Annotated in this window: 17 protein-coding genes; 8 read left to right on the top strand and 9 right to left on the bottom strand. The window is 64.1% G+C overall.

The window, feature by feature from the left end:
• The first annotated feature begins 46 nt into the window (after window positions 1-46).
• The 5 genes from GJ698_RS23075 (at window position 47) to GJ698_RS23055 (ending at window position 8810) form a co-directional block, all read left to right on the top strand.
• Complete coding sequence (locus GJ698_RS23075; RefSeq protein ID WP_154360214.1) at window positions 47-4759, top strand: NAD-glutamate dehydrogenase domain-containing protein; 4713 nt, start codon at window positions 47-49, stop codon at window positions 4757-4759.
• A gap of 4 nt (window positions 4760-4763) precedes the next feature.
• Entirely contained in the window at window positions 4764-5765 is a 1002-nt protein-coding gene (locus GJ698_RS23070) for a succinylglutamate desuccinylase (protein WP_154360213.1), read from the top strand.
• Between the two features lie 88 nt (window positions 5766-5853).
• A complete protein-coding gene (locus tag GJ698_RS23065; protein WP_154360212.1) occupies window positions 5854-6408 on the top strand; it encodes an EF-hand domain-containing protein in 555 nt (184 codons plus the stop codon).
• An 87-nt stretch (window positions 6409-6495) separates the two neighbouring features.
• A complete protein-coding gene (locus tag GJ698_RS23060) occupies window positions 6496-6999 on the top strand; it encodes a DUF1993 domain-containing protein (protein WP_154360257.1) in 504 nt (167 codons plus the stop codon).
• Between the two features lie 344 nt (window positions 7000-7343).
• A complete protein-coding gene (locus tag GJ698_RS23055; protein ID WP_371865422.1) occupies window positions 7344-8810 on the top strand; it encodes an APC family permease in 1467 nt (488 codons plus the stop codon).
• A gap of 204 nt (window positions 8811-9014) precedes the next feature.
• Here GJ698_RS23055 and GJ698_RS23050 read toward each other — a convergent pair whose 3' ends face one another.
• Complete coding sequence (locus GJ698_RS23050; RefSeq protein WP_154360211.1) at window positions 9015-9239, bottom strand: hypothetical protein; 225 nt, start codon at window positions 9237-9239, stop codon at window positions 9015-9017.
• Between the two features lie 194 nt (window positions 9240-9433).
• Here GJ698_RS23050 and GJ698_RS23045 point away from each other — a divergent pair, with 194 nt between their 5' ends.
• A complete protein-coding gene (locus GJ698_RS23045; protein ID WP_154360210.1) occupies window positions 9434-10711 on the top strand; it encodes a GGDEF domain-containing protein in 1278 nt (425 codons plus the stop codon).
• Here GJ698_RS23045 and GJ698_RS23040 read toward each other — a convergent pair whose 3' ends face one another.
• The 3 genes from GJ698_RS23040 to GJ698_RS23030 are packed head-to-tail and all read right to left on the bottom strand — an operon-like array spanning window position 10712 to window position 13003.
• Window positions 10712-11629, bottom strand: a complete 918-nt coding sequence (locus GJ698_RS23040; RefSeq protein ID WP_154360209.1) for an EamA family transporter — start codon at window positions 11627-11629, stop codon at window positions 10712-10714.
• Between the two features lie 26 nt (window positions 11630-11655).
• Complete coding sequence (locus tag GJ698_RS23035; RefSeq protein WP_154360208.1) at window positions 11656-12129, bottom strand: AtaL-like protein; 474 nt, start codon at window positions 12127-12129, stop codon at window positions 11656-11658.
• Between the two features lie 10 nt (window positions 12130-12139).
• Window positions 12140-13003 (bottom strand): SDR family oxidoreductase, encoded by an 864-nt coding sequence (locus GJ698_RS23030; protein ID WP_154360207.1) that lies wholly within the window; start codon window positions 13001-13003, stop codon window positions 12140-12142.
• 102 nt (window positions 13004-13105) lie between these two features.
• On the opposite strand from GJ698_RS23030, the gene GJ698_RS23025 reads away from it, so the two are divergent.
• A complete protein-coding gene (locus GJ698_RS23025) occupies window positions 13106-13996 on the top strand; it encodes a LysR family transcriptional regulator (RefSeq protein WP_154360206.1) in 891 nt (296 codons plus the stop codon).
• Window positions 13997-14000: 4 nt separating this feature from the next.
• On the opposite strand, the gene GJ698_RS23020 is transcribed toward GJ698_RS23025, so the two are convergent.
• Window positions 14001-16154 carry an FUSC family protein gene (locus GJ698_RS23020; RefSeq protein WP_154360205.1) on the bottom strand — a complete coding sequence of 718 codons (2154 nt, stop codon included), beginning with the start codon at window positions 16152-16154 and terminating at the stop codon, window positions 14001-14003.
• A gap of 79 nt (window positions 16155-16233) precedes the next feature.
• Window positions 16234-17910: a M14 family zinc carboxypeptidase gene (locus GJ698_RS23015; protein WP_371865421.1), complete on the bottom strand. Its 1677-nt coding sequence runs from the start codon at window positions 17908-17910 to the stop codon at window positions 16234-16236.
• Between the two features lie 165 nt (window positions 17911-18075).
• On the opposite strand from GJ698_RS23015, the gene GJ698_RS23010 reads away from it, so the two are divergent.
• A complete protein-coding gene (locus tag GJ698_RS23010; RefSeq protein WP_154360203.1) occupies window positions 18076-18807 on the top strand; it encodes a hypothetical protein in 732 nt (243 codons plus the stop codon).
• Here GJ698_RS23010 and GJ698_RS23005 read toward each other — a convergent pair whose 3' ends face one another.
• The 3 genes from GJ698_RS23005 to GJ698_RS22995 all read right to left on the bottom strand — a co-directional run bounded on the left by GJ698_RS23005 (window position 18808) and on the right by GJ698_RS22995 (window position 22340).
• Complete coding sequence (locus GJ698_RS23005) at window positions 18808-19377, bottom strand: NADPH-dependent FMN reductase (RefSeq protein WP_154360202.1); 570 nt, start codon at window positions 19375-19377, stop codon at window positions 18808-18810.
• A 105-nt stretch (window positions 19378-19482) separates the two neighbouring features.
• On the bottom strand, window positions 19483-21636 hold the full coding sequence (locus GJ698_RS23000; protein WP_154360201.1) for a S46 family peptidase: 2154 nt from the start codon (window positions 21634-21636) through the stop codon (window positions 19483-19485).
• A 137-nt stretch (window positions 21637-21773) separates the two neighbouring features.
• Entirely contained in the window at window positions 21774-22340 is a 567-nt protein-coding gene (locus tag GJ698_RS22995) for a YceI family protein (protein WP_154360200.1), read from the bottom strand.
• Window positions 22341-22352 lie beyond the last annotated feature (12 nt).

Here is a 22352-nt window from a genome sequence, read left to right as displayed (position 1 = left end):
CGGCGTTTTGCAACACAAATACCTATAACGTATTGGAGAAGCGAAGATGAAACAAACCCCACAAGACCTGCGCAAACAGGCGCTGGACCTGGTCAATGCAAGCAAGTCGCCTGGCGACGATAGCCAGGTTGCCGCGCTGATCGCCGCCTGGTTGAACTCACTGGACGATGACGATCTGGCCGGCACCGCGCCCGACAGTCTGGCGCCGGTGCTGTGGGGTGGTTTCACACAGACTGCGCTGCGTCGCGGCAGCGGCGCGCAGATCGCCAGGCTGCGCTATGCCGATGGCCGCGGCGGCATGGCCACCGCGCTGCTGATCCTGAACGACGACATGCCGTACCTGGTGGACTCCATCGTGATGGCGATGCGCAAACTGCGCGTCACCGCCAACGGTGTGCTGAACGCCGTGCTGCCGGTGACGCGCGATGCGGATGGCGCGGTAACCGCCGTCGGCGAAGCCGGCGCCAAGCTGGAATCCTACGTGCTGGTGCTGCTGACCGAAGACTTGCCGGAAGCCGAAATCGGCATGCTGGTGGAACGCATCGAGATGGTGTCGCGCGACGCCGCCGTGGTGCGCCGCGACCGCGCCGCGATGCTGGAACACTTCAGCCGCATCGGTGCCGAAGCCGCAGCGCATGGCGAAGAAGGCAAGGAAGTCGCCGCCTTCCTGGAGTGGGCCAAGACCGAAGGCTTCGAGCCGTTCGGCTACGCCTACTACGCCGTCAAGCCTGGCGTGCGTGAACTGGAACGCGATATCCCGAGCCGCATCGGCGTGCTGCAGGATACCTCGCATCCGGTGTACGGCACCTGCCTGGCCAACATCCCTGGCGATTTCGATACGCTGTCCAAGCGCGGTCACACCCTGTCCATCGTCAAGGCCGACGTGGAAGGCACGCTGCACCGCGACCAGCAGCTGGACTTCATCGGCATCCGCCGCACCGACGCGCAAGGCGCGATCCTCGGCGAATACTGCTTCGTCGGCCTGTTCACCCGCGCCGCCACCTCGACCCCGCTGAACCGCCTGCCGTTCGCGCGCGGCCGCGTGGCGCGCGTGCTGAGCATCGCCGGCGTGCGCCAGGAAGGCTTCCGCGCCGAGAAGTTCGTCGAGATCCTCGAATCGCTGCCGCGCACCGAAGCGCTGGAAGCGGACCCTGAATGGCTGGCCGAAGTCTGTGGCGCTGTGGTCTCGCTGTACAAGCAGCCGCGCGCCAAGGTGTTCGCCCGCCGCGACGTCTATGCGCGCCACCTGAATGTGCTGGTCTACCTGCCGCGCGAGCGTTACAGCGCAAGCGTCGCTTCGGCCCTGGCCAAGGCGCTGCAAGCCAGTTCCGGCGCGCAGCACGTCAGTTCGCAAACGCTGGTGGCCGACGGTCCGCTGGCCCGCGTCTACCTGATCGCCCACGGTGCGCGCTACCCGCTGGACCTGGAAACCGATATCCAGCAACCGCTGCTGGCGGTGATGGACGGCTGGCACGATCAATTCTCCGTGCTGGCCGACGCCGTCGCCGACGTGCCGCTGCGCGCCAGCCTGCGCAAGATGTGCGCCATGCTGCCGACCGATTACGTCGCCACCACCACGCCGTCCGCCGCCTTCCACGACCTAGGCGCGATCCTGCGCAATCCCGATCCGTCGCGCGTGAACGTGCGCGTGGAAGCCGACAACGGCCACACCACGATCCGCCTGTACTCGGTCGACCGCGTGCCGTCGCTGTCGACCATCCTGCCGGCGCTGCATAACGCCGGCGTGACCATCGACCGCGAACAGGCGCATTCGCTGCGCGTGAACGGCGAGCGTCACTACGTCACCAGCCTGTCGGTGGATGCGGAAAGCGCGGCCAAGCTGGCCAAGCCGGAAATCGTACCGGTGGCGGAAGAGCTGTTCGCCGCGCTGTTCAACGACGCCGCCGAAGATGGCCGCCTGAACGGCCTGGTGGTCGAAGGTGGCCTGAGCGTGCGCGAAGTGCAGCTGGTGCGCGCCTACATGAGTTACTGGCGCCAGGCCAGCCCGCGCTTCTCGGTGCGCTACATGGCCGAGACGCTGCGCAAGCAGCCGGCCATCGTCAAGGAACTGGTGGACGCCTTCCTGCAACGCTTCGATCTGAAGAACGACGACGCCACCCGCGCCGCCGCGCTGGACAAGGTTGCCGATATCAAGAGCCGCCTGCCGGCCATCAACCACGCCGACAGCGAGGAAGTGCTGGGCGCGATGGCAACGCTGATCAGCGCCACGCTGCGCACCAACTACTTCCAGAACGATCAGCAGGGCGACAAGATCATCTTCAAGTTCGATACCAGCAATCTGCTGCTGGTGCCGGAACCGCGTCCGTTCCGCGAGATCTTCGTGTTCTCGCGCCGCTTCGAAGGCGTGCACCTGCGCGGCGGCCCGGTCGCGCGCGGCGGCCTGCGCTGGTCGGACCGCATGGAAGACTACCGCACCGAAGTCCTGGGCCTGGTGAAGGCGCAGATGGTGAAGAACGCCGTCATCGTGCCGGCCGGCGCCAAGGGTGGTTTCGTGTGCAAGCAGATGCCAAAGGACGCCGTACGCGAAACCATCGCGGCGGAAGGCGAGGCAGTGTACCGCCTGTTCATCGCCAGCCTGCTGGAAGTGACCGACAACCGCGTGCTGGGTAATATCGTACCGCCGGCCGATACCGTGGTCTACGATCCTAACGATCCTTACCTGGTGGTGGCGGCCGACAAGGGCACCGCGACCTTCTCCGACATCGCCAACGGCATCGCCGTGCAACGCGGTTTCTGGCTGGGCGACGCGTTCGCGTCGGGCGGCTCGAACGGCTACGACCACAAGAAGATGGGCATCACCGCCAAGGGCGCGTTCGAAGCGGTCAAGCGCCACTTCTACGAAATGGATCACGACATCCACGTATCGCCGGTGACGATGGTAGGCGTGGGCGATATGTCGGGTGACGTGTTCGGCAACGGCGCACTGTTGTCGCGCAAGCTGAAGATCGTGGCGGCGTTCGATCACCGCCATATTTTCCTCGATCCGAATCCGGACATGGAAGTCTCGTTCAAGGAACGCGAGCGCATGTTCGCGCTGCCGCGCTCCTCGTGGGAAGACTACAACAAGGCACTGATCTCGCAAGGCGGCGGCGTGTTCCCGCGCAGCGCGCGTTCGATCGAACTGTCGCCTGAAATCCGCGCCGTGCTGGATATCGAGGAAACCGCGCTGCCGCCGGAAGAGCTGATGCACCGCATCCTGCTGGCGCCGGTGGACCTGTTCTACAACGGCGGCATCGGCACCTACATCAAGGCCTCGACCGAGACCCACGCGCAAGTGAAGGACCGCGCCAACGACAACATCCGCGTGGACGGCAACCAGCTGCGCTGCAAGGTGGTGACCGAAGGCGGCAACCTGGGGGCGACGCAGGCCGGTCGTATCGAGTTCGCGCTGTCCGGCGGCCGCATCTTCACCGATGCGATCGACAACTCGGCCGGCGTGGATTGCTCGGACCACGAAGTGAATGCGAAGATGTGGCTGGACGTGGAAATGAACGCCGGCCAGTTGAGCGAAGCGGACCGCAACCGCACGCTGAACGACATGACCGACGATATCGAACGCCTGGTCCTGCGCGACAACACGCTGCAAACGCAGTTGCTGGTGCGCGAACTGCAGGCGCAGACCGACGCCGAAGTGCAGGATGGTTATGCGGCGCTGATCGCATCGCTGGAAGAAGAGGGCGCGCTGTCGCGTGAACTGGAGCAGCTGCCGTCGGTGGCGGAACTGGCGCGCCGCAAGGCCGACGGCCGCGGCCTGACCACGCCGGAACTGGCGGTGGTCATCGCCAACGTGAAGAACCGCTACAAGCGCATTCTGTCGGCATTGCCGCTGACCGAGAACAGCTGGGCTGAATCGATGCTGAAGCCGTACTTCCCGGATCTGCTGGTGGCAACGCGTCCAGCGCTGGCGCACCCGCTGGCCAACGCCATCCTGGCGACCGTGCTGGCGAATGAATCGGTGAACCGCTGCGGTCCGCTGATGCTGCGCCAGCTGGCCGGCGAGCATGGCGTGGATGAAGCGGATGTGATCCTGGCGTGGGGCCAGGCATGGTCCGCGCTGAATCTGGCGCCGGTGTACAACGCGCTGGATGCGGATGCGCTGAAAGTGCCGCGTGCGGCGTCGATCAAGGTCGATGCGCATAGCCGCGTGCTGCAGAAGGCGGTCATCGAAGGCGCGCTGTCGGTGCCTGCCGATCAGTTGCGCAATGGCGTCGGCGAGTTGACCGGCCTGTTCGCCAATCCGGAAACGCTGGTGCAGCTGACGCCTGCCAGCGGGCAGTCGGAAGCGGAGCTGACCGCCGGCCTGCCGGTGGAGTTCGTGCGCGCCTGGATGGCGGTCGATGCGATCGAAGCAGTGGCGGCGTTCGTGTTTGCGGCGCTGTCGGTATCGCGTCCGGCGGGCATGGACTTGCCGGCGTTCCTGCAGGTTGGCCTGGCGCTGCGCGCGCAGGTCGGCATCGATACGCTGGAGCGCGGCCTGAAGCTGCCGGCCACCAGCCGTTCGCAGGAACAGCTGCGCAGCTACGCGCAGAACGCGCTGCGCCGCACGCAGCAACGCTTGCTGTCGCAGGTGCTGAAACATGCCACCGGCGATCATTCGGCGCTGGAGGCGGTGGAGGTGGTCGCCAACACGCTGGGTCTGTCCGGCTACGCGCTGGCGACGGACCTGGAGCAGGCGATGCTGGATGTGTGGGCCCTGTCCGAAGCGGTCAACGCCAGCACCACGGCATTGGCGGCGTAACACGATGAGCGATTTGCCGTCAGCTTTGCCGGAGGCCGTGCGCGCGCTCGCGGAGGCGGATTTCAGCGCCGTCGCGCGGCGCTTCACGTCGGCCGGTTTTGCGGTCGCCGAACCGGCGGATGGAATCATCACGATCACCGCCGCCGGCGTGCGCGATGCAGCGCGGCCGGCGGTGCTGATCTCGGTCGGCGTGCATGGCGACGAGACGGGGCCGATTGAGGTCGTGGCTTATCTGCTGGACGCCTTGTCGCATCAGCCCTCCGCGCTGGCGGTGGACCTGATGCTTTGCGTCGGCAATATCGGCGCGATCCGCGCCGGCAAGCGCTTCATCGATGCGGACCTGAACCGCATGTTCCGTGCGCAGCGCGGCACGCTGGAAGGCACGGCCGAAGCGGCGCGCGCGGATGTGATGATCGCGGCCACCACCGCGTTCTTCAAGGATGCGGGGCCGCAGCGCTGGCATCTCGATCTGCACACGGCGATTCGTCCGTCCGTGTATCCGACGTTTGCCATCGTGCCGGAGTTGATACCCGATGCGGCGCGCGGGCAGCTGATTGACTGGCTGGGGCTTGCCGGCATTGGCGCCATCATTATGAATCCGGCATCGGTCGGGACGTACAGCTACTACTCGGCCGAGCATCACGCGGCGGCCGGCACCACGATAGAACTGGGTCGCATCGGCACGCTGGGTCAGAATGACCTGGCGCAGTTCAGGGACGCGTCGCAGGCGCTGGACGATTTGCTGCGCGGCGCGGCCAGGCGCGAGGGCGCGCAGCGGCCGCACATCTTCAACACGGCGCGGCAGATCATCAAGTTGAGCGACCAGTTCCAGATGGCGTTTGGTAAAGAGACGCATAACTTCACCGCCATGAAACAGGGTGAAGAGATTGCGCGCGATGGCGATACGGTCTACACCGTGCAGTATCCGGAGGAGCTGGTGGTGTTTCCGAATCCCGATGTGCGGGTAGGCCTGCGCGCGGGGCTGATGGTGGTGCGTGTCGATTGATCTTTACCCCGCTTTACACTGTGCGGGGTCATGGATACATGGTTTGGTTCGTTAATAGGACAGTGTCCTTAACTACGGAGTAAGAACCATGAGCACAGCAATCAGTAACGTTTCAAGTACGACCACCAGCGCCCCGACCTTCGATCCAGCCAAAGGCGCGGCGCGTCTGGCGACCAAGATGTTCGATGACATGGACACCGATACCGACGGTTCGATCAGCAAGGACGAATTCGTCAAAGGCCTGGAATCCAAAGGCGTATCGAGCGACGACGCGACCAAGCAGTTCGACGCCATCGACAAGCAAGGCACCGGTTCGATCACCAAGGACGACCTGACCTCGGCGATCAAGAGTGGCGATTTCAAACCGCCACGTCCGCAAGGCGGCGGCGAAGGCGGTTCGCAGGGTGTCAGCGGCGCCGGTGGCGCGGGCGGTGCAAAAGGCGCCGGTGGCGCAGGCGGCGCGAGCGCCAGCAGCAGCGCCACCAAGACCTACGAAGCCGCCGACAAAAACGAAGACGGCACCGTGACCCAGCAGGAACAGCTGGTCTACGACATGGCCCAAGCCGCCAAGGCCGCCGCCAATAGCAGCACCAGCAGCACCAGCAGCGCCCAACTCGGCGCCAACATCGACGCCATGGCCTAAGCGCCCATCGCGGCCGCGTGTTCCCGCGCGGCCGTCTGCACGTCATTCCCCCTTGCGCTACACTCACAGTTTTCCAAGGAGCTGATGATGGCGCTATCGATGTATGAACTGACGGTGCCCGTGTTTGTGCGCGGGTTGAAGGTGGTGTCGGCGTTGCTGAAGAAGGCGGAGGCGCATGTCGAGCAGCATGGCTCGGTGCCGGATGCGTTGATTTCGGCGCGGCTGGCCGATGATATGTTGCCGCTGTCGGCGCAGGTGCAGCGCGCCAGCGATACGTCGAAGATGGCGGTGGAGCGCCTCAGCGGCGTGGCGGCGCCCAAGTTCGAAGACAACGAAACGTCATTCGACCAGCTGCAGCAACGCATCGCCAATACCATCGCCTACCTGGAAAGCGTGACCGCCGCGCAACTGGACGGCAATGAGGAGCGCGCCATCAATCTGAATTTCGGCGGCTTCCCGGCGTTCACCGGTCAAAGCTATCTGCTGACGTTCGCGCTGCCGAATTTCTTCTTCCACGTCACCACCGCTCACGACATCCTGCGTAACCAGGGCGTCGCGATCGGCAAGCGTGATTATCTGGGATACGTTTAAGCGCGGACGATCAGGGCGGTCAGGGTAATGGCCAGGCCGACCACGATCATGGCGGCGCCAGTCACGTACGCTGGATGGATGCGGCGGGATACGGTTGGAATCTTTTGAATCGGCATGGCTGGCTCTCCTTCTTGGCTTTGGGTAACACTTGCCTCAAGGGTAACCTGCGGCCTGTTTGCAATCTATACACGCCGCTGTATCAAAAGTAAGCACTTGTAACGCAGGCCATATGGGATAAGGGGCAAAGTTGTATTTGTGGCACAAAATACCTTTAGGATGACGGCGGCGAAGGCCCTATAATCGCTGTGTTTTTGCCCGTACATCATTTCCCACAAGGATAGCCTGTGAACCAAACGCTGGTCCAGAAACTGACCCGTACCAAGCTGGTCGCCCATCAAAACGCAGAAGACGCTTCAAGCAGCAGCAACAGTTTGCACCGCTCTGTCGGCCTGTTTCCCCTGACCATGATCGGTGTCGGCGCCACCATCGGCACCGGCATTTTCTTCACGATGGTGGAGGCCGTTCCCAAGGCCGGCCCGTCCGTGATCCTGTCCTTCCTGATCGCCGCCATCACCGCCGGCCTGACCGCGCTGTGCTACGCCGAGCTGTCGTTCCGCATTCCGGCCTCCGGTTCGTCGTATTCGTTTGCCTACGCCACCGTCGGCGAGTTCCTGGCTTTCATCATGGCCGCCTGCCTGCTGCTGGAGTACGGCCTGGCCGCCAGCGCGGTGGCGATCGGCTGGTCGGACTACCTGAATAACTTCCTGAACAACGCGATCGGCTGGCACATCCCCGAGATGCTGCGCTCGCCGACCATCGTTTCGACGGCCACCGGCATCGAGGTGCATGGCGGCCACATCAACCTGCCGCCGATCATCCTGGTGTGCCTGTGCTGCCTGCTGCTGATCCGCGGCGCCAAGGAATCGGCCACCACCAACGCCATCATGGTGCTGATCAAGCTGGCGATCCTGATCTTCTTCGTGGTGATCGCCTTCAGCGGTTTCGACATCAACAACTTCCACCCGTTCTTCAGCCCGGACGGCGGCGCCCACACCACCGGCATGGCCGGCGTGACGGCGGCGGCGGCAACCGTGTTCTTCTCCTTCATCGGCCTGGACACCGTGGCCACGGCCGGCGAAGAAGTACGCAATCCGACCCGCAACGTGCCGATCGGCATTCTGGCCGCGCTGGGCATCGTCACCGTGTTCTACATGCTGGTGGCCGTGGCCGCGATGGGCGCCCAGCCTGCCGCCAAGTTCGCCGGCCAGGAAGCCGGCCTGGCCGTGATCCTGCAAAACGTCACCGGCCAGACCTGGCCGGCGCTGGTGCTGGCCGCCGGCGCGGTGATTTCCGTGTTCAGCGTGACGCTGGTGACGATCTACGGCCAGACCCGCATCCTGTACGCCATTGCCAAGGACGGCCTGATTTCGCCGGTGTTCCAGAAGGTCAGCCCGCGCACCGGTTCGCCGGTGCAGAACACGCTGATCGTCTGCATCGTGGTGGGACTGGTGGCTGGTTTTGTCGATGCGACCTTCCTGTGGGATATGGTCAGCATGGGCACGCTGACAGCGTTCAGCGTGGTGTCGGTGGCGGTGCCGGTGATGCGCCGCAAGGCTGGCCCGTCGGCGGTGAAGGGCTTCCGCGTGCCGGGCGGCCCGTATCTGGTGCCGGGCCTGAGCATTGCCGCCTGCCTGTATCTGATGTTTGGCCTGTCGATGACGACCTACACCATCTTCGGCATCTGGATTACCGCCACCGTGCTGACCTACTTCCTGTACAGCATGCGCAATTCGCGTCTCAATCGCAAGTAATCCGCGTTACCGACGTTAAAAAGCCCCGGCCGCTTGCGCGTGCCGGGGCTTTTTGCCATTTTGCTCAGTAACTGTACAGCTTACTCTTCGGTGGTTTCTGGCTTGTTGCCCAGGTACAGGCGCAGCACCAGGCCGGACAGAGCGATTGCAGCAGGCAGGTTTTCGATGATGGTCAGCATAGTATTCTCCGTAAAGTAAATTCGATTAACCGCGCGATGCGAAGAAACGCAGCTCGGCAGACAGGTTAGGGGAGTGGCGCTCGCAGTCATTCGCGAGGCTGTTCAGCCACCAGATGGTTTCTTCTTTGTTGCGCTGCGACACAGCCGGCTGTTCTACGGCGAACACCGCAGCGAACAGCTGGCGTACAGCGTTGGCAACATTGGTGAAGTAACCAGTATCAGCGGATTGGGTGAAAGTCGTTGCGCTCATCAGAAGCTCCATAAATATTCGTTTGTTGCGTTGCAGTATGCGCCGCTTTCAGTAATAAGAAAACTTTAGATTTATGATTTCAGCCATAAGTTAAGTATATAACTCAGCATTCCTGCTATGAAAAAGTGCTGCTGAAGGGCAACGTGAAACTGCTATTATTGCTGTCCATATAGCAATAATCTTTTGGAGCCGGAATGTCCTTGCGCACAAAATTCATGCTGGCGTTGCTGTTGACCGGACTGGCGGCGGTGGCGATGGTAGGCGTTCTGGCCTACGCCGGCATGACCAAGCGGGTGGACGGCATCCGGCGCGAGCAGGCGGAGGAACATTTTCATGCGGCCGTCACCGATTACCTGCGACCCTACGGCAGCTGGCAGGCCAGTCCCGGCAAGCAAGGCTTCGACGCCTTCATGGCCGCGCGGCCGCATCCAGGCGACCGGCCGCCGCCGCCGCTGCCGGGAGAGGGCCGCCGTCCGCCGCCGGAACGCCGCGGCGAGCCGCCATTCCATTTCATCCTGGCGGACGCCGACTTCCGCGTGCTGCTGGGCGCCGGCGTGTACCGTCCCGGCGAGCCGCTGCCGGACGCCACCCGCAAGGATGCGCGGCCGGTGATGGTGGCCGGCCGTATCGCCGCCTATGTGTCGCCGGAGGGCGTCATCACGCCAAGCCGGGAGGAACAGCAGTATCTGGCCGCCATGCGCGGCGCGCTGTGGTTCGGCGGCAGCGCGGCGGCGCTGCTGGCGCTGGCGCTCGGCGTGCTGTTGAGTCGTGAACTGGGCCGCAGCCTCGGACATCTGACCAGTGCGGTGCGCGCGATGCACGGCGGCTCGCTGCTGCAACGCGTGCCGGTGGAGGGCACGGACGAAGTGGCGGAACTGGCCGCCGCCTTCAACGCCATGAGCGAGCGGCTGGCCCGCACGCACGAGGAGTTGAGCAAGTCGCACCAGACCATCCTGGCGCAGACGGAGCAGATGCGTGAACTCAGCGTGCGCGATGCGCTGACCAAGCTGCACAACCGCCGCCATTTCGACGAACAGGTTTGTACGCTGTTCAGTCACGCGGCGCGCCACCAGCGGCCCATGAGCGTGGTGATCGGCGATATCGATTTCTTCAAGCGCATCAACGACCAGTTCTCGCACGCCACCGGCGACGCCGTGCTGCGCCAGATCGGCGAAATCCTGCGCAGCCACATGCGCCTGAGCGATCTGGTGGCGCGCTACGGCGGCGAGGAATTCGTCATGGCGCTGCCGGAGACCGAGCTGCCGCAGGCGGCGGCGCTGTGCGACAAGCTGCGCACGCTGATCGAAGCCTTCCCCTGGCACCAGCTGCATCCGGAGTTGAAGGTGACGATCAGCATGGGCGTGTGTGCCGACCTGGCGGCCGGCACGGCGGAGGCGATGCTGCAGAAGGCCGATGGGTTGCTGTACCGCGCCAAGGAGACTGGCCGCAACCGCATCTGCTTCGCCGCCTGATCAGCGCTGGCGGTCCAGCCAGCGGCCGCCGAACATGGTGCACACCAGCGAGCAGACGATCAGCAGCACGCCGGCCCACTGCCAGGCGGTGATGACATCGCCCAGGGCCAGCATGCCGGAAGCGATGCCGACCACCGGCACGCCCAGGCTGAACGGCGCCACGCGATTGACGGGATGGCGCTTGAGCAGCCGCGTCCACATCGCGTAGCCGATGATGGTGGAGATCCAGCCGACATAGGCGACCGCGACCCAGGTGATGAATGGCGCGCCGAGCCACTGCCAGCGCGTGGCCGGATCGTCGAAGGCCAGCGACAGCAGCATGAAGGGCACGACCGGCACGGCGCCGCACCACACGATGAAGCTGATGACGTCGAAGTCCGGCGTCTCCTTCTGCGCGCGGCGCACGACGATATTCGACACCGCCCACATGGCCGCGCCGACCAGGCACAGTACGAAACCGGCGGGCGTGATGTCGCTGCTGCTGACCGATTGCAGCGAACTGGCGCCGAAGCAGGCCAGTCCCAATGCCGCCAGCAGCAGGCCGGTGATGAGCGCGCGGCTGGCCTGCTCCTTCAGCAGCATGAAGCCGAAGATGGCGGTGAAGAATACCTGCGTCTGCAAAATCACCGACGCCAGCGAGGCGGACATGCCGACCTTCAGCGACAGGAACAACAGTCCGAACTGGCCCACGCCCTGGCTCATTCCGTACGCAATCACCCACTTCGGCGCCAGCTTGGGCGGGCGCACGAAGAGGATCAGCGGCAGGATGGCGAAGACGTAGCGCGCGGCGCCCATCTGGAACGGCGTCAGGTTGCGCAGCCCGACCTTCATGGCGACGAAGTTGGTGCCCCAGATGATAACGACGATGAGCGCTGAGATAAGGTCGCGCGTGCTGAAGGTGGGAGGCGATGTTTTCATCGCCCCATGGTATCAGCTTGCGTGCCTTAAAGCTTACCGGCGGCGAGCAATTCCCGCGTGCGCTTCAGCGTGGACAGCAGCGCGGTCTTGTAGCCCTTGTCGCCGCTCATCCAGGCCTGCTCCGCCTGCTCCTCGGCGCCGCCGGGCTGCTTGCCGCGCAGGCCCAGGTAGCAGTAGAAGCGCAGTTGCAGCACGCCTGCTTCATCCTCAAACAACTCGTTGATGATGACGCCTTCGCGCGGGCCGGACGCCTGGAAGAAGGACACCTTGTTCTCCGCCTCGAAGCTGATGATCTCGCGCAGATCATCGCCGGAGATGGTGGCTTCGCGCACGATGTGGGTGGCGCTTTGCTCCACCACGTCGGAGCGGGTGCACAGGCCAGGCGGCAGGAACAGGCGGGCGTCACGGGCCTTGAGCACCAGGCCGCGCCAGACCTGGGCACGCGTCAATGGCGCTTCTCCTTCGGGGTTGACTGGAACGGTGGAGGCTGCATAAATCATGATGTTCTCCTCAAGCTGCGATGGCAGCGGCAAAGTCACGGTAGGCGCGCAGCGGACGGCCCAGCAGCGCGGTCAGGCGTTCCACGTCACCGGCGTCGGGAATCATGCCGTCGATGAGGAAGCGTTCGCCCATCAGGCGCATGTCGTAGGCCATCCAGCCGGGCATGAAGTTGCGCAGGTTTTGTTCGAAGGCGGCCGTGTCGCCGCCGCCGTAGGCGATCGGCCGGCCCAGCACCGACGACCATGCGGCGGCGATGTCGGCGCCGGTCAGCGTGTCGGGGCCGACCAGGTTGATGCGCTCCAGCGGCAGCGGCGTGGCGGACTGGTTGCGGCGGATCAGTTCCAGCGCGGCGATTTCGCCGATGTCGCCCACGTCGATCATGGCCAGGCCCTTGTCACCGACCGGCATCGGGTAGACGCCGTAGCCGAGCACCACGTCCTTGATGGTCAGGTCGTTGTCCATGAAGTAGGCGGGACGCAGGATGGTGGCGCTGAAGCCCATCTGCTCGATCATGCGTTCGACCCCGTATTTGCCGGCGAAGTGCGGCACGTTCACATACAGATCGCTGTGGATCGCCGACAGGTAGACCACGTGCTTGACGCCGGCTTCCCTGGCGACGTTCAGCGCGATCAGCGCCTGGGTGAATTCGTCGGGGGCGACGGCGTTGAGCAGGAACAGCGTGGAGACGCCGGACAGCGCGCCGCGCAGCGAGTCGGGATCGAGCAGGTCGCCCTGGGCGACGCTGACACCGGCGGGGAAACTGGCGCTGGCGGGATTGCGCACCAGTGCGCGCACATCGGCGCCGCGTTTGACGAGTTGTTCGATCACCTGGGTGCCAACTTTACCGGTGGCGCCGGTTACGAGGATAGTCATGGAAGTTCTCCGTTTGTGGTTGATGATGACTCCCATGGTAGGTATTCCAATGACGGTCCGATAGATGGTATATTTGGACTCACTGTCTCATGGGTGAAACACATGGATTTACTTGCACTGGCTGATTTCAACCTCGTTGCGCGTTACGGCGGCTTCGGCAAGGCGGCGCGCGCATCCGAACGGCCCAAGGCCACCTTGTCGCGCCGCGTGGCCGAGCTGGAAAGCAGCCTCGGTCTGCGCCTGTTCGAGCGCGGCGCGCGGGCGCTCAAGCTGACGCAGGAAGGGCAGGCGCTGTACGAGCGCACCGGCGCGCTGCTGTCGGAGATCGATTCGGCGGCGACCGAAATCGCGCTGGGCGGCGGCACGCCGCACGGCAGGCTGCGCGTCAGCGCGCCGCTGCTGTTCTCGCAGACGGCGATGGGCAAGCTGGCCGCCGGCTTTGCGCTGCGCTATCCAGCCGTGCGGCTGGAAGTGACGACGGAAGACCGCAGCGTGGACATGGTCGAGGAAGGCTATGACCTGGTCATCCGCGTGAATCCGGCGGCGGACGCCAACCTGGTGGGACGCATCCTGCTGCGCGACCGCATGGTGGTGGTGGCTGGCCCGCAGCTGACGCGGCCGGCGGATGGCGCAGCGGTGCCGGCGGTGGTGCGCGGCGCCGGCAATGCGTCCGGCGCGTGGCGCGTGAGTACGGCGGACGGCGTGCAGGATATCGCGTTCGATCCGGTGCTGTCGCTGTCGTCAATGATCATGGTGCGGGACGCGGTGCGCGCGGGCGTGGGCGCCGCCTGCCTGCCGGTGTCGCTGGTCAGCCATGACCTGGCGGCCGGAGTGCTGGTGCAGTGGGGAGATGTCGAAGGACCGGAGATTGCGCTGTGGGCGCTGTACCCATCGCGGCGCCTGCTCAGCGCGCGCGTGTCGGCGTTTCTCGCGTACCTGAAGGAGGCGTTTCCGAAAGGCGCGCCGGAGGAGCTGGCGGCCTATCTGGATTGATTGCTCACGCCAGGTCGCGCAGGATGGCTTCGCGGTGGACGATGATCTTGACGGCGTCTGCCTGCAGCAGGCGGATGCGGCGCTGGACCAGCGGCCAGCCGGACCACGGCACGGCATTGCCGTCCTGGGACATCGGCGCCATCTGCACCATGACCGGCTCGATCTCGGCCTTGCCCGGCGCGAGTGCGCGCGTCAGCACCTCCACCACCTGGTCGTGGCTTTCGGTCAGCATGGCGTTCACCGGTTCGGCCGGCAGCTCCTTCACATGCCGGCGCAGGATCGCGCGCAGCGCCGCCACGTGCGCCACCAGCAGGTAGTTCTGCACGATGAACAGATTGATGTCTTCCACCGCGCGCTGCTTGCGCGCCGGCTCGTCCAGCATGCGCACCAGCGCGGAACTCAGCGCGGCCAGGCTGTCCATCAGGCGCTTGCGTTCGATGCGGTAGGCGAAATCGTCCTTGCCTTTGCCTTGCAGCAGATCGAAGCTGGCCTGCATGTAGCGCAGGTTCACGTCCAGCACTTCGCGCACCAGGCGCGGCAGGCTTTGATATTCCCAGTTCGCCAGCACGAAGCTGAACGCCGTCGCCACCGCCGCGCCGATGAAGGTATCGATCAGCCGTTCCGTGATCAGGTCCTGGTTGCCCGGCGCGATCAGGTGCATCTGCAGCAGGATCATGATCGACACCGCGATCGCCGCATAGCGGTAGCGCAGGTAGATGAAGGTGGGCGTGGCCACCGTGGCCAGCACCAGGATGCAGAGGATCAACGCAGGATAGTTGAGGAACTTGATGATCAGCGCCGTGATCACGCAGCCGATGATGGTGCCGATGATGCGGTCGCTGCGCCGCTGCTTGGTCATGCTGAAGCTGGGCTTGAGGATGATCACAATCGTCAGCACGATCCAGTAGCTGTGCGCCGCATACGGCAGGATCGCCGCCACCGCCAGGCCGACCGAAATCGCCATCGCCACCCGCAGCGAGAAGCGGAAGATCGGCGAGTCCAGGCGCAGGTGCGACAGGATCATGCGGAACTCGTACTTCTGCTGCGACAGGAACGGGCCCATGTCGGCGTCGACCCAGAACGGCGTGGTGTCATAGGCCTTCTGGCTGGCCTGGTGCAGTTCGCCGATCATCTTGATGATGGCGCGGATCTTGTTGCGCTGCGCGCGCAGCACGGCCAGCGCTTCGTGCTGCGGCTTGCCCTGGTCGATGCGTTGCTGGATCGCCGCCAGTTCCGCCTCGATGGCGGCCATTTCGGGATCGTAGCTGATCTCCGGGTACGAGGATTTCTTGCGGGTGACGTCGTAGGCCACCGATTCGATATCGCGCGCGGCCTTGTAGGCCAGGTCGTGCAGCGTCTGCATCACCGGCGAATCGGCCAGGTGGGTGCGCAGCAGCGCGTAATCGGTGTGGGTGGAGAGGATCAGCTCATACAGGTCCAGCATGCAGACGTGGACCTGCACCACGATGGCGTCGCGGGCGTTGTTGTGGGCGCGCAGGATCAGGTCGCGCGAGGCTTGCTGGCGGTCGGCCAGCAGGCTTTGGTGGCGTATCAGCTTGTTGAATTGTTCGGTGAGATTGTGGCGCGCGTCGTAGAAGTCGGCCTTGATGTCGATGTAGGCCGCCAGTTCGAACAGCGCTTCCGCCAGCACCTGCTGCTTGATGCGGTGGCGCAGTATCCACGAGATGCCCATCGCATAGGCCAGATAGGCCACCGCGCCGAGCGTGAACAGGCCGGTGTGGATGAAGGACTCGCGCACGGTCATGTCGTGTTCCATCGACATGGTCATGATGAACAGCGTGGCCAGTTGCAGCGGCATCGACTTGCGGCCGTACACCACCATCATGCAGGCAGCGAAGCTGACCAGTACCAGCATCGTCATCAGCAGCCAGTGGTAGGGCGCGCAGAGGCTGATGAGCAGGGTGACGGCGCTGCACAGCAGCACCGAGGCGCTCATCTCGTTGAACTTGTGGCGCAGTGGACTGGGCATGTCCATCAGCGCGGTGCACAGCGCGCCGATGCAGACCGTCATGGCGACCGCCATGTCGGCAAATTGCAGGGTGATCAGCGTGACGCCAACCAGGCCGGCGGCAAAACGCAAGCCGAGATAAAAGTAATGGCTGTAGAAGAAGGTGCGCAGATTGAGTGCGTAGTGCATGGCTATGGCCTTGTGGGCAGCTTGCATGCGCATCCCAGGATCGCCGGAATGCGCATGTGGTAACGCGGGTTTAAATTGTTTAGAAGACGGACAGCACCGGGTAGCGGCGCCATTCCGGTTCCGCATGGCGCTTGCCATTGGCGAAGATGAAGCCGAGCACCGCATCCTGGTCCGACAGCAGCGCCGGATTGGCGGTCTTCCATGCTTCGAACTTCGCTTTCAGTTCCGGTTCGGTTTCCAGCATTTCCAGTGCGAGGTCTTCAAACACGTAATCGGAGTAGGCTTCTTTTTTCTCCAGCACGCTGTTGAAGAATCCCCAGCGGAAGAAGGAGTCGTGGCCTTGCGGCTCCAGCGTTTCGACGGCGTAGCGGGCGTTGGCCTGCTTCAGCGGGATGAACCAGTCGCCCTGCTGCACGGTGAAGCTGGCGGTGCGCGCTTCCAGCTGCACGTCGTCATGGTACATATGGCCTTCGTAGGCGTTGCTGCGCGAGGTCACGGAGGCGATGTGATAGTACTGCGCTTCCACCGTCTGCGCTTCGTCGAAGCGGGCCATCTCCACGCCGTTCCATTGCAGGCGTTCGATGGCTTCGCGCCAGGCCTGCGGCACGATGTAGCCTTTCGGCGCACGCACGGTGGCTGCCGGCACAAAGCTGTTGTAGTAGGCGATGTCCTTTTCCCACGGCTGGCTGCGGTCGTAGGACAGGCGCTGGTAGTTGCCCAGCAGGCTGGCGCTGCGCTGCGCGGCGTAGCCCTTGAAGCGGAAGGTCGATGGATTGGTGTCGTCCATCTTCCAGTTGACGGTCCACTCGGTGGCGTTGGCGGCCTGCTGCTTGGCGTCGGCGCGCAGCTGCTTGATTTGCTCGCCGTACCGGATGGTGAAGTCCATGGTCACGTCCAGCAGGGCGCGCATCGAATCGTAGCGGTCCTTGAAGGGCTTGAGCATGTGCGTCTCCGGCATGAAGCCGATCACGTGGTGCAGGGCGGCGAAGCCGGTCGAGAAGCGCGGCACTTCGAGGAATTCGGCGATGCCGTCGTCCGGCGTGTCCTGCACCGGATTGACGTAGGGGCAGGTCGGCCAGCCCTTGGCGTCCATCTCGCGGTAGATATGCGGCAGCATGGTCTCGCGCAGGAAGGGGCCGAGGCCGTAGCCCAGCTTGTCCGCCTGGGTGTGGATCAGCGTCATGGTGTACGGATAGTCGGCGCCGTTGGAGGTGTGGGTGTCCACCATCACGTCCGGGTCCCAGCTGGTCAAGAGCTGGTTGAACAGTTGGGCGTTATACGTATCGCACTTGATGAAATCGCGGTTCAGGTCCAGGTGGCGGCTGTTGCCGCGGAAACCGAACTGCTCCGGGCCGTCCTGGTTGACGCGCGAGGTGTCGGCGCGGTTCAGTGCGCCGTCAACGTTGTACAGCGGGACGAACAGCAGCACGGTCTTGCCCAGCGCGGCCAGCCTGGCCGGATCGAAGCACAGGTCGCGCACGATGGCCATGCAGGCGTCGACGCCTTCCGGTTCGCCCGGATGGATGCCGTTGTTGTTGAAGAAGACGGTGCGGCCTTCGGCCTTGATCTGGCTGCGGTCGTGCACGCCGTCGGCGCTGACCACGCCGGCATGCACCGGAATGCCGCCGTCCGACAGGCCGATCTGCTCAAAGCGCAGCACGTGCGGGAAGCGCTGTGCCAGCTCTTCGTAGAAAGCGATGCATTCGCTCCACGTGGTGGTTTGGTTTTGATTGCCTTTTTCGTAAGGCGTCAGCATCTCTGCGTGCATAGTTTCTGGATCTCAGCGGGAATAAGGGGAAGGGCGAGATTGTATCATCGTGCCCGTTTTTTGAGCGCCCTCAGGCCGGGCGTTGAGTTGCTGCAAGGTAAATCGAGGCTGCCGGTGATCTACTGGACTTCTGATCATCGAAAGGAGGCGGCGATGCGTAACAATTGTGGCTGGCGGGCGGTGGGCGTGGTGTTGCTGATGGCGCTGGGATGCCGCTGGGGCGTGGCGCAGGTCGGGCCGCGCTATGTGATCGAGCTGAACGGCAATGGCGGCGGCAGCGTGGCGCAGGGGCGCATGCAGCCGGTCGGCAAGGGCATGGTGCTGATCAGCTTCCAGGGCCTGACGGTGCTGACGGTGGATGCCGATGCCGAGGCCTACAGCCAGGACATCGTGAGCAATTGGCCGGCGGCCGACCTGTTGCTGGTGACGCCGGCCACGGCGGGCCGCTATGACGGACTGGCGCCGTTGCAGGCGCTGCGAGACGGCTTGCCGGTGGTGGTGGCTGAACCGAGCGACAGCGGCGTGCCGCCCAGGGCCGGCGGGCCGAAGCTGTATCCGATGCAGCCATGGAATGCGCTGGAGCTGCGCAAGCAGAAAACGCGGCTGCGGGTGACCGCCATGCCGGGCACGTCCGGCACGACGGCGGTGGCCGGCTATCTGCTGGAGATCGGCGACAACCGTGCTTCTTACCGTGTGTATGTCAGCCGCTCCGGCGCTGCGGACGGCGCGCTGCAACTGGCGCAGCGCCTGCCGGGTGCGGATGTGGCCCTGCTGCCGGGACGCGATGGTCCGCACCTGCTGGCGCTGAACCGCGGCGCGCCGCGTGCGTGGGTGCCGGCCACGCTGAAGGAGACCGGCTATGCCTTCACGGCGATCAAACGCTGATTACTTCTTCTTGGCATTGGTCTCGACCCAGGTGGCGTAGGTGTCGATGAATTTCTTCAGGAACTCCTTGGTGCTGTCGTTGTTCAGCTTGCCGTCGTCGCCGAGCAGTTTGGCGCCGCCGCCGATGTAGGCTTCCGGTTGCAGCAGCGTCGGCATGTCGAGGAACACCAGCGACTGGCGCAGGTGGTGGTTGGCGCCGAACGCGCCGGTGGCGCCGGGCGACACGCTGACGATGCCGGCCGGCTTGCCGCTCCAGACGCTGCTGCCGTATGGACGCGAGCCGACGTCCAGCGCGTTCTTCAGCGCGGCTGGCGTGGAGCGGTTGTATTCCGGCGTAAAGAACAGCACGCCGTCGAATTCCTTGATGCGGTCGCGGAACTGCGTCCATGCCTGCGGCGGCGTGACGCCGTTGCCTTCCAGATCCTCGTTGTAGATGGCCAGTTCGCCGATCTCGACGATTTCCAGGCTCAGCGACGCCGGCGCCAGCGCGATGACTTCCTTGGCGAATTTACGGTTGAGCGACTCTTTGCGCAGGCTGCCGATCACAACAGCAATTTTCTTCGCGGACATGGAATCTCCTTCAGTGGTTTTGGACGGGAACAATAATGTAACCCATCCATGAAAAAAGCCACGCCGCTTTACAGGGGCGTGGCTTCTGGCTTAAGGATGAGGCGCTTATTCGGCGTTCATTTCCTTCAGCAGGTTGTCGGCGTGGTCGACGTGTTTCATGTTCCACAGGATGTAGCGCAGGTCGACCTGGATGTCGCGGGTCATCGCCTTGTTGAAGTCCCAGTCGGAGATGATGGAATCCAGCGTGCCGTCGAAGGCCAGGCCGATCCACTCGCCCTTGGCGTTCAGCGCGGCCGAACCGGAGTTGCCGCCGGTGATGTCCAGCGTGGCCAGGTAGGCCACCGGCACCGACTTCAGCTTCGGATCGACGTACTTGCCGAAGTCCTTGTCCTTGATCGCTTTCAGCTGCGCGGCTGGAGCGTTGAACTCGCCCTGGCCGGTGGCCTTGGCGGCGACGCCGGCCACGGTGGTGAAGGCTTTCCAGGTGGTGCCGTCGGCGCCCGGATCGCGGCCGGCGATTTTGCCGAAGGTCACGCGCAGCGTGCTGTTGGCGTCAGGATAAACGGCCTGGCCCTTGCTGTGCATGTAGGCGATCTTGGCCTTCATGTAGTTGGCATAGGCTTGTTGCAGCTTGCCGCCCAGTTCTTCGTCTTCCGCTTCCGATTTCAGGTCCGGCTCGTACAGTGCCACGGCGGCCTTGATGAAGCTGTCGTCGCTGGCCTTGAAGTCGGCAGGCTTGCGCTCCAGCCAGGCTTTACGCTCGGCCAGGTCGCCCAGCTTGCTGCCGGCGTACAGCTTGTCCAGCGCGGCTTGCAGGTCGGCCTTGCTCATGCCGTCCTTGATGCCGACCACCGAGTCGAACGCGGCGTTGCGTTCGGCCGCCGGCTGGGCGGCGTACTTGGCCAGGCTGTTCAGCACCAGCGCCTTGTCGACCTTCTCGTCGTAGTTGCGCACCAGCGCATCGACCGACGATTTCAGGCGCGGCACGTCGCGTACCTGGTAGCCCGACTTGCGGTCGGCGTCCGGCTTGGTGTTTTCGTTGGCCAGGCGGTACAGCATGCGCGCGGTGTTCAGCAGGCGCGGTTTCGACGAACCGAGGTAGTAGTCGCGCTTCAGTTCCGCATCGCGCTGGGCGATCAGTTTTTCCACCAGCTCGATGTCGCTGGCGTACTCGGCCTTGCGCTTGGCGTCGGCGTTGATCCACTGCTTCAGCGCTTCGTGCTCGGCGGTTTTACGCTTCAGCATGTCGCTGCCGGCGTAGGAGTCCAGCATGCCCTGGCGGTTCTTGTAGTAGTTGTTGATGCCGGCCACTTGCGACGCATACTTCAGCGCGGTGTCCTTGTTGTCCTTGGTGGTGTCGGCAATGATGGCCAGGCTTTCGGCCGATTGCTTGACGAAGGCTGGATAGTTCCAGTCGAAGGTGAACGCCACTTCCGACGGCAGGCGGTGACGGTTGGTGCGGCCCGGGTAGCCGAGCACCATGATGAAGTCGCCTTCCTTGACGCCTTCCTTGGCCAGCTTCAGGTAGTGCTGCGGCACGTAAGGAACGTTGTCCTTGCTGTAGTCGGCGGCCTTGCCGTCCTTGCTGACGTAGGCGCGGTAGAAGCCGTAGTCGCCGGTGTGGCGCGGCCACATCCAGTTGTCGGTGTCGCCGCCGAACTTGCCCACGCCTTCAGGCGGCGCGTGCACCAGGCGCACGTCGCGGATTTCCAGCTGCTTGATCAGGTAGTACTCCAGGCCGCCGTAGTAGGCCGCCACGGTGCAGCGGTGGCCGGCGTCTTTTTCGCACTCGGCCTGGATGGTTTTCTGGTTCTTCTCGATCGCGTCGCTGCGCGCCTTGCCGCTCAGCTTGGCCACTTCAGGCGTCACCACCTGCTTGCTGACGTCGGTCACCGCCTTGGTCACCCAGATGCGCGAACCCGGCGCGGCCGGCAGTTCCTCACCCAGGTTGTGGGCCAGGAAGCCGTTGGCCAGCAGATTGCGTTCCGGCGTCGAGTTGTGGGCGACGCTGCCGTACACGCAGTGGTGGTTGGTGGCGACCAGGCCTTGCGGCGACACGAAGGAGGCCGAGCAACCGCCCAGGCTGACGATGGCGCCCATCGGGAACTCGGTCAGCTTGGTGAGGGAGGCCGGGTCCAGCTTGAGGCCGGCGGCTTTCAGTTCTTTGGCTACTTGTGGCAGCTGTTGTGGCATCCACATGCCTTCGTCCGCATAGGCGGCGGTGCTCAGGATGGCGAGCGCGATCAGGGATTTTTTCATTGTCTCTTCTACTGTGGTTGAACGGCCGTAGAAGTATAGCAATACTCCGGGGTCAGGTCCCCCATTTCTACACGGCCTCTGCCGTAGCGTTCGCTACGGCAGAGGCCGTGTAGAAATGGGGGACCTGACCCCGGATTTTAGTCAGCCTTGATGGCTTCGATCTGGATCGCCAGTTTCACTTCCGGCGAGAAGTTGGGCAGGCCGTAGTTGAGGCCGAAGTCGCTGCGCTTGAACTCGGCGCTGGCGTCGGCGCCGCACACTTCGCGCTTCAGGCGCGGGTGCATCACGCACTTGAACTTGTTGACCTTTAGCGCCACCGGCTTGGTCACGCCCAGCAGCGTCAGCTCGCCGTCCACCGCCACCAGCTGCTCGCCTTCAAACTTGAACGATTTGCTGGTGTAGGTGATGGTCGGGAACTTGGCGACGTTGAACATGTCCTCACCCTTGGCGTGGGTGTTCATCTTGTCGAAACCGAAGTCGATCGAGGCGGCGTCGATGTTGATGTCGAGGCCGCCCGTCTTGGCCGCGCGATCCATGGTCACCGTGCCGCTGGTCTTGTCGAACTTGCCGCGCCATACCGACAGACCCATGTGGTCGGCCTCGAAGCTCGGGTAGGTGTGCGTCGGGTCGATGTTGTAGGTGGCGGCGATGGCCGACGTGGCCGAGGCGGCCAGCAGCGTGGCGATCAGGATCTGTGCTTTCATCTTTTAAGGTCT

The sequence above is a fragment of the Duganella aquatilis genome (assembly GCF_009674565.1).
Classification (GTDB): domain Bacteria; phylum Pseudomonadota; class Gammaproteobacteria; order Burkholderiales; family Burkholderiaceae_D; genus Rugamonas; species Rugamonas aquatilis.
This window is presented reverse-complemented; position numbering and strand designations above follow the sequence as displayed.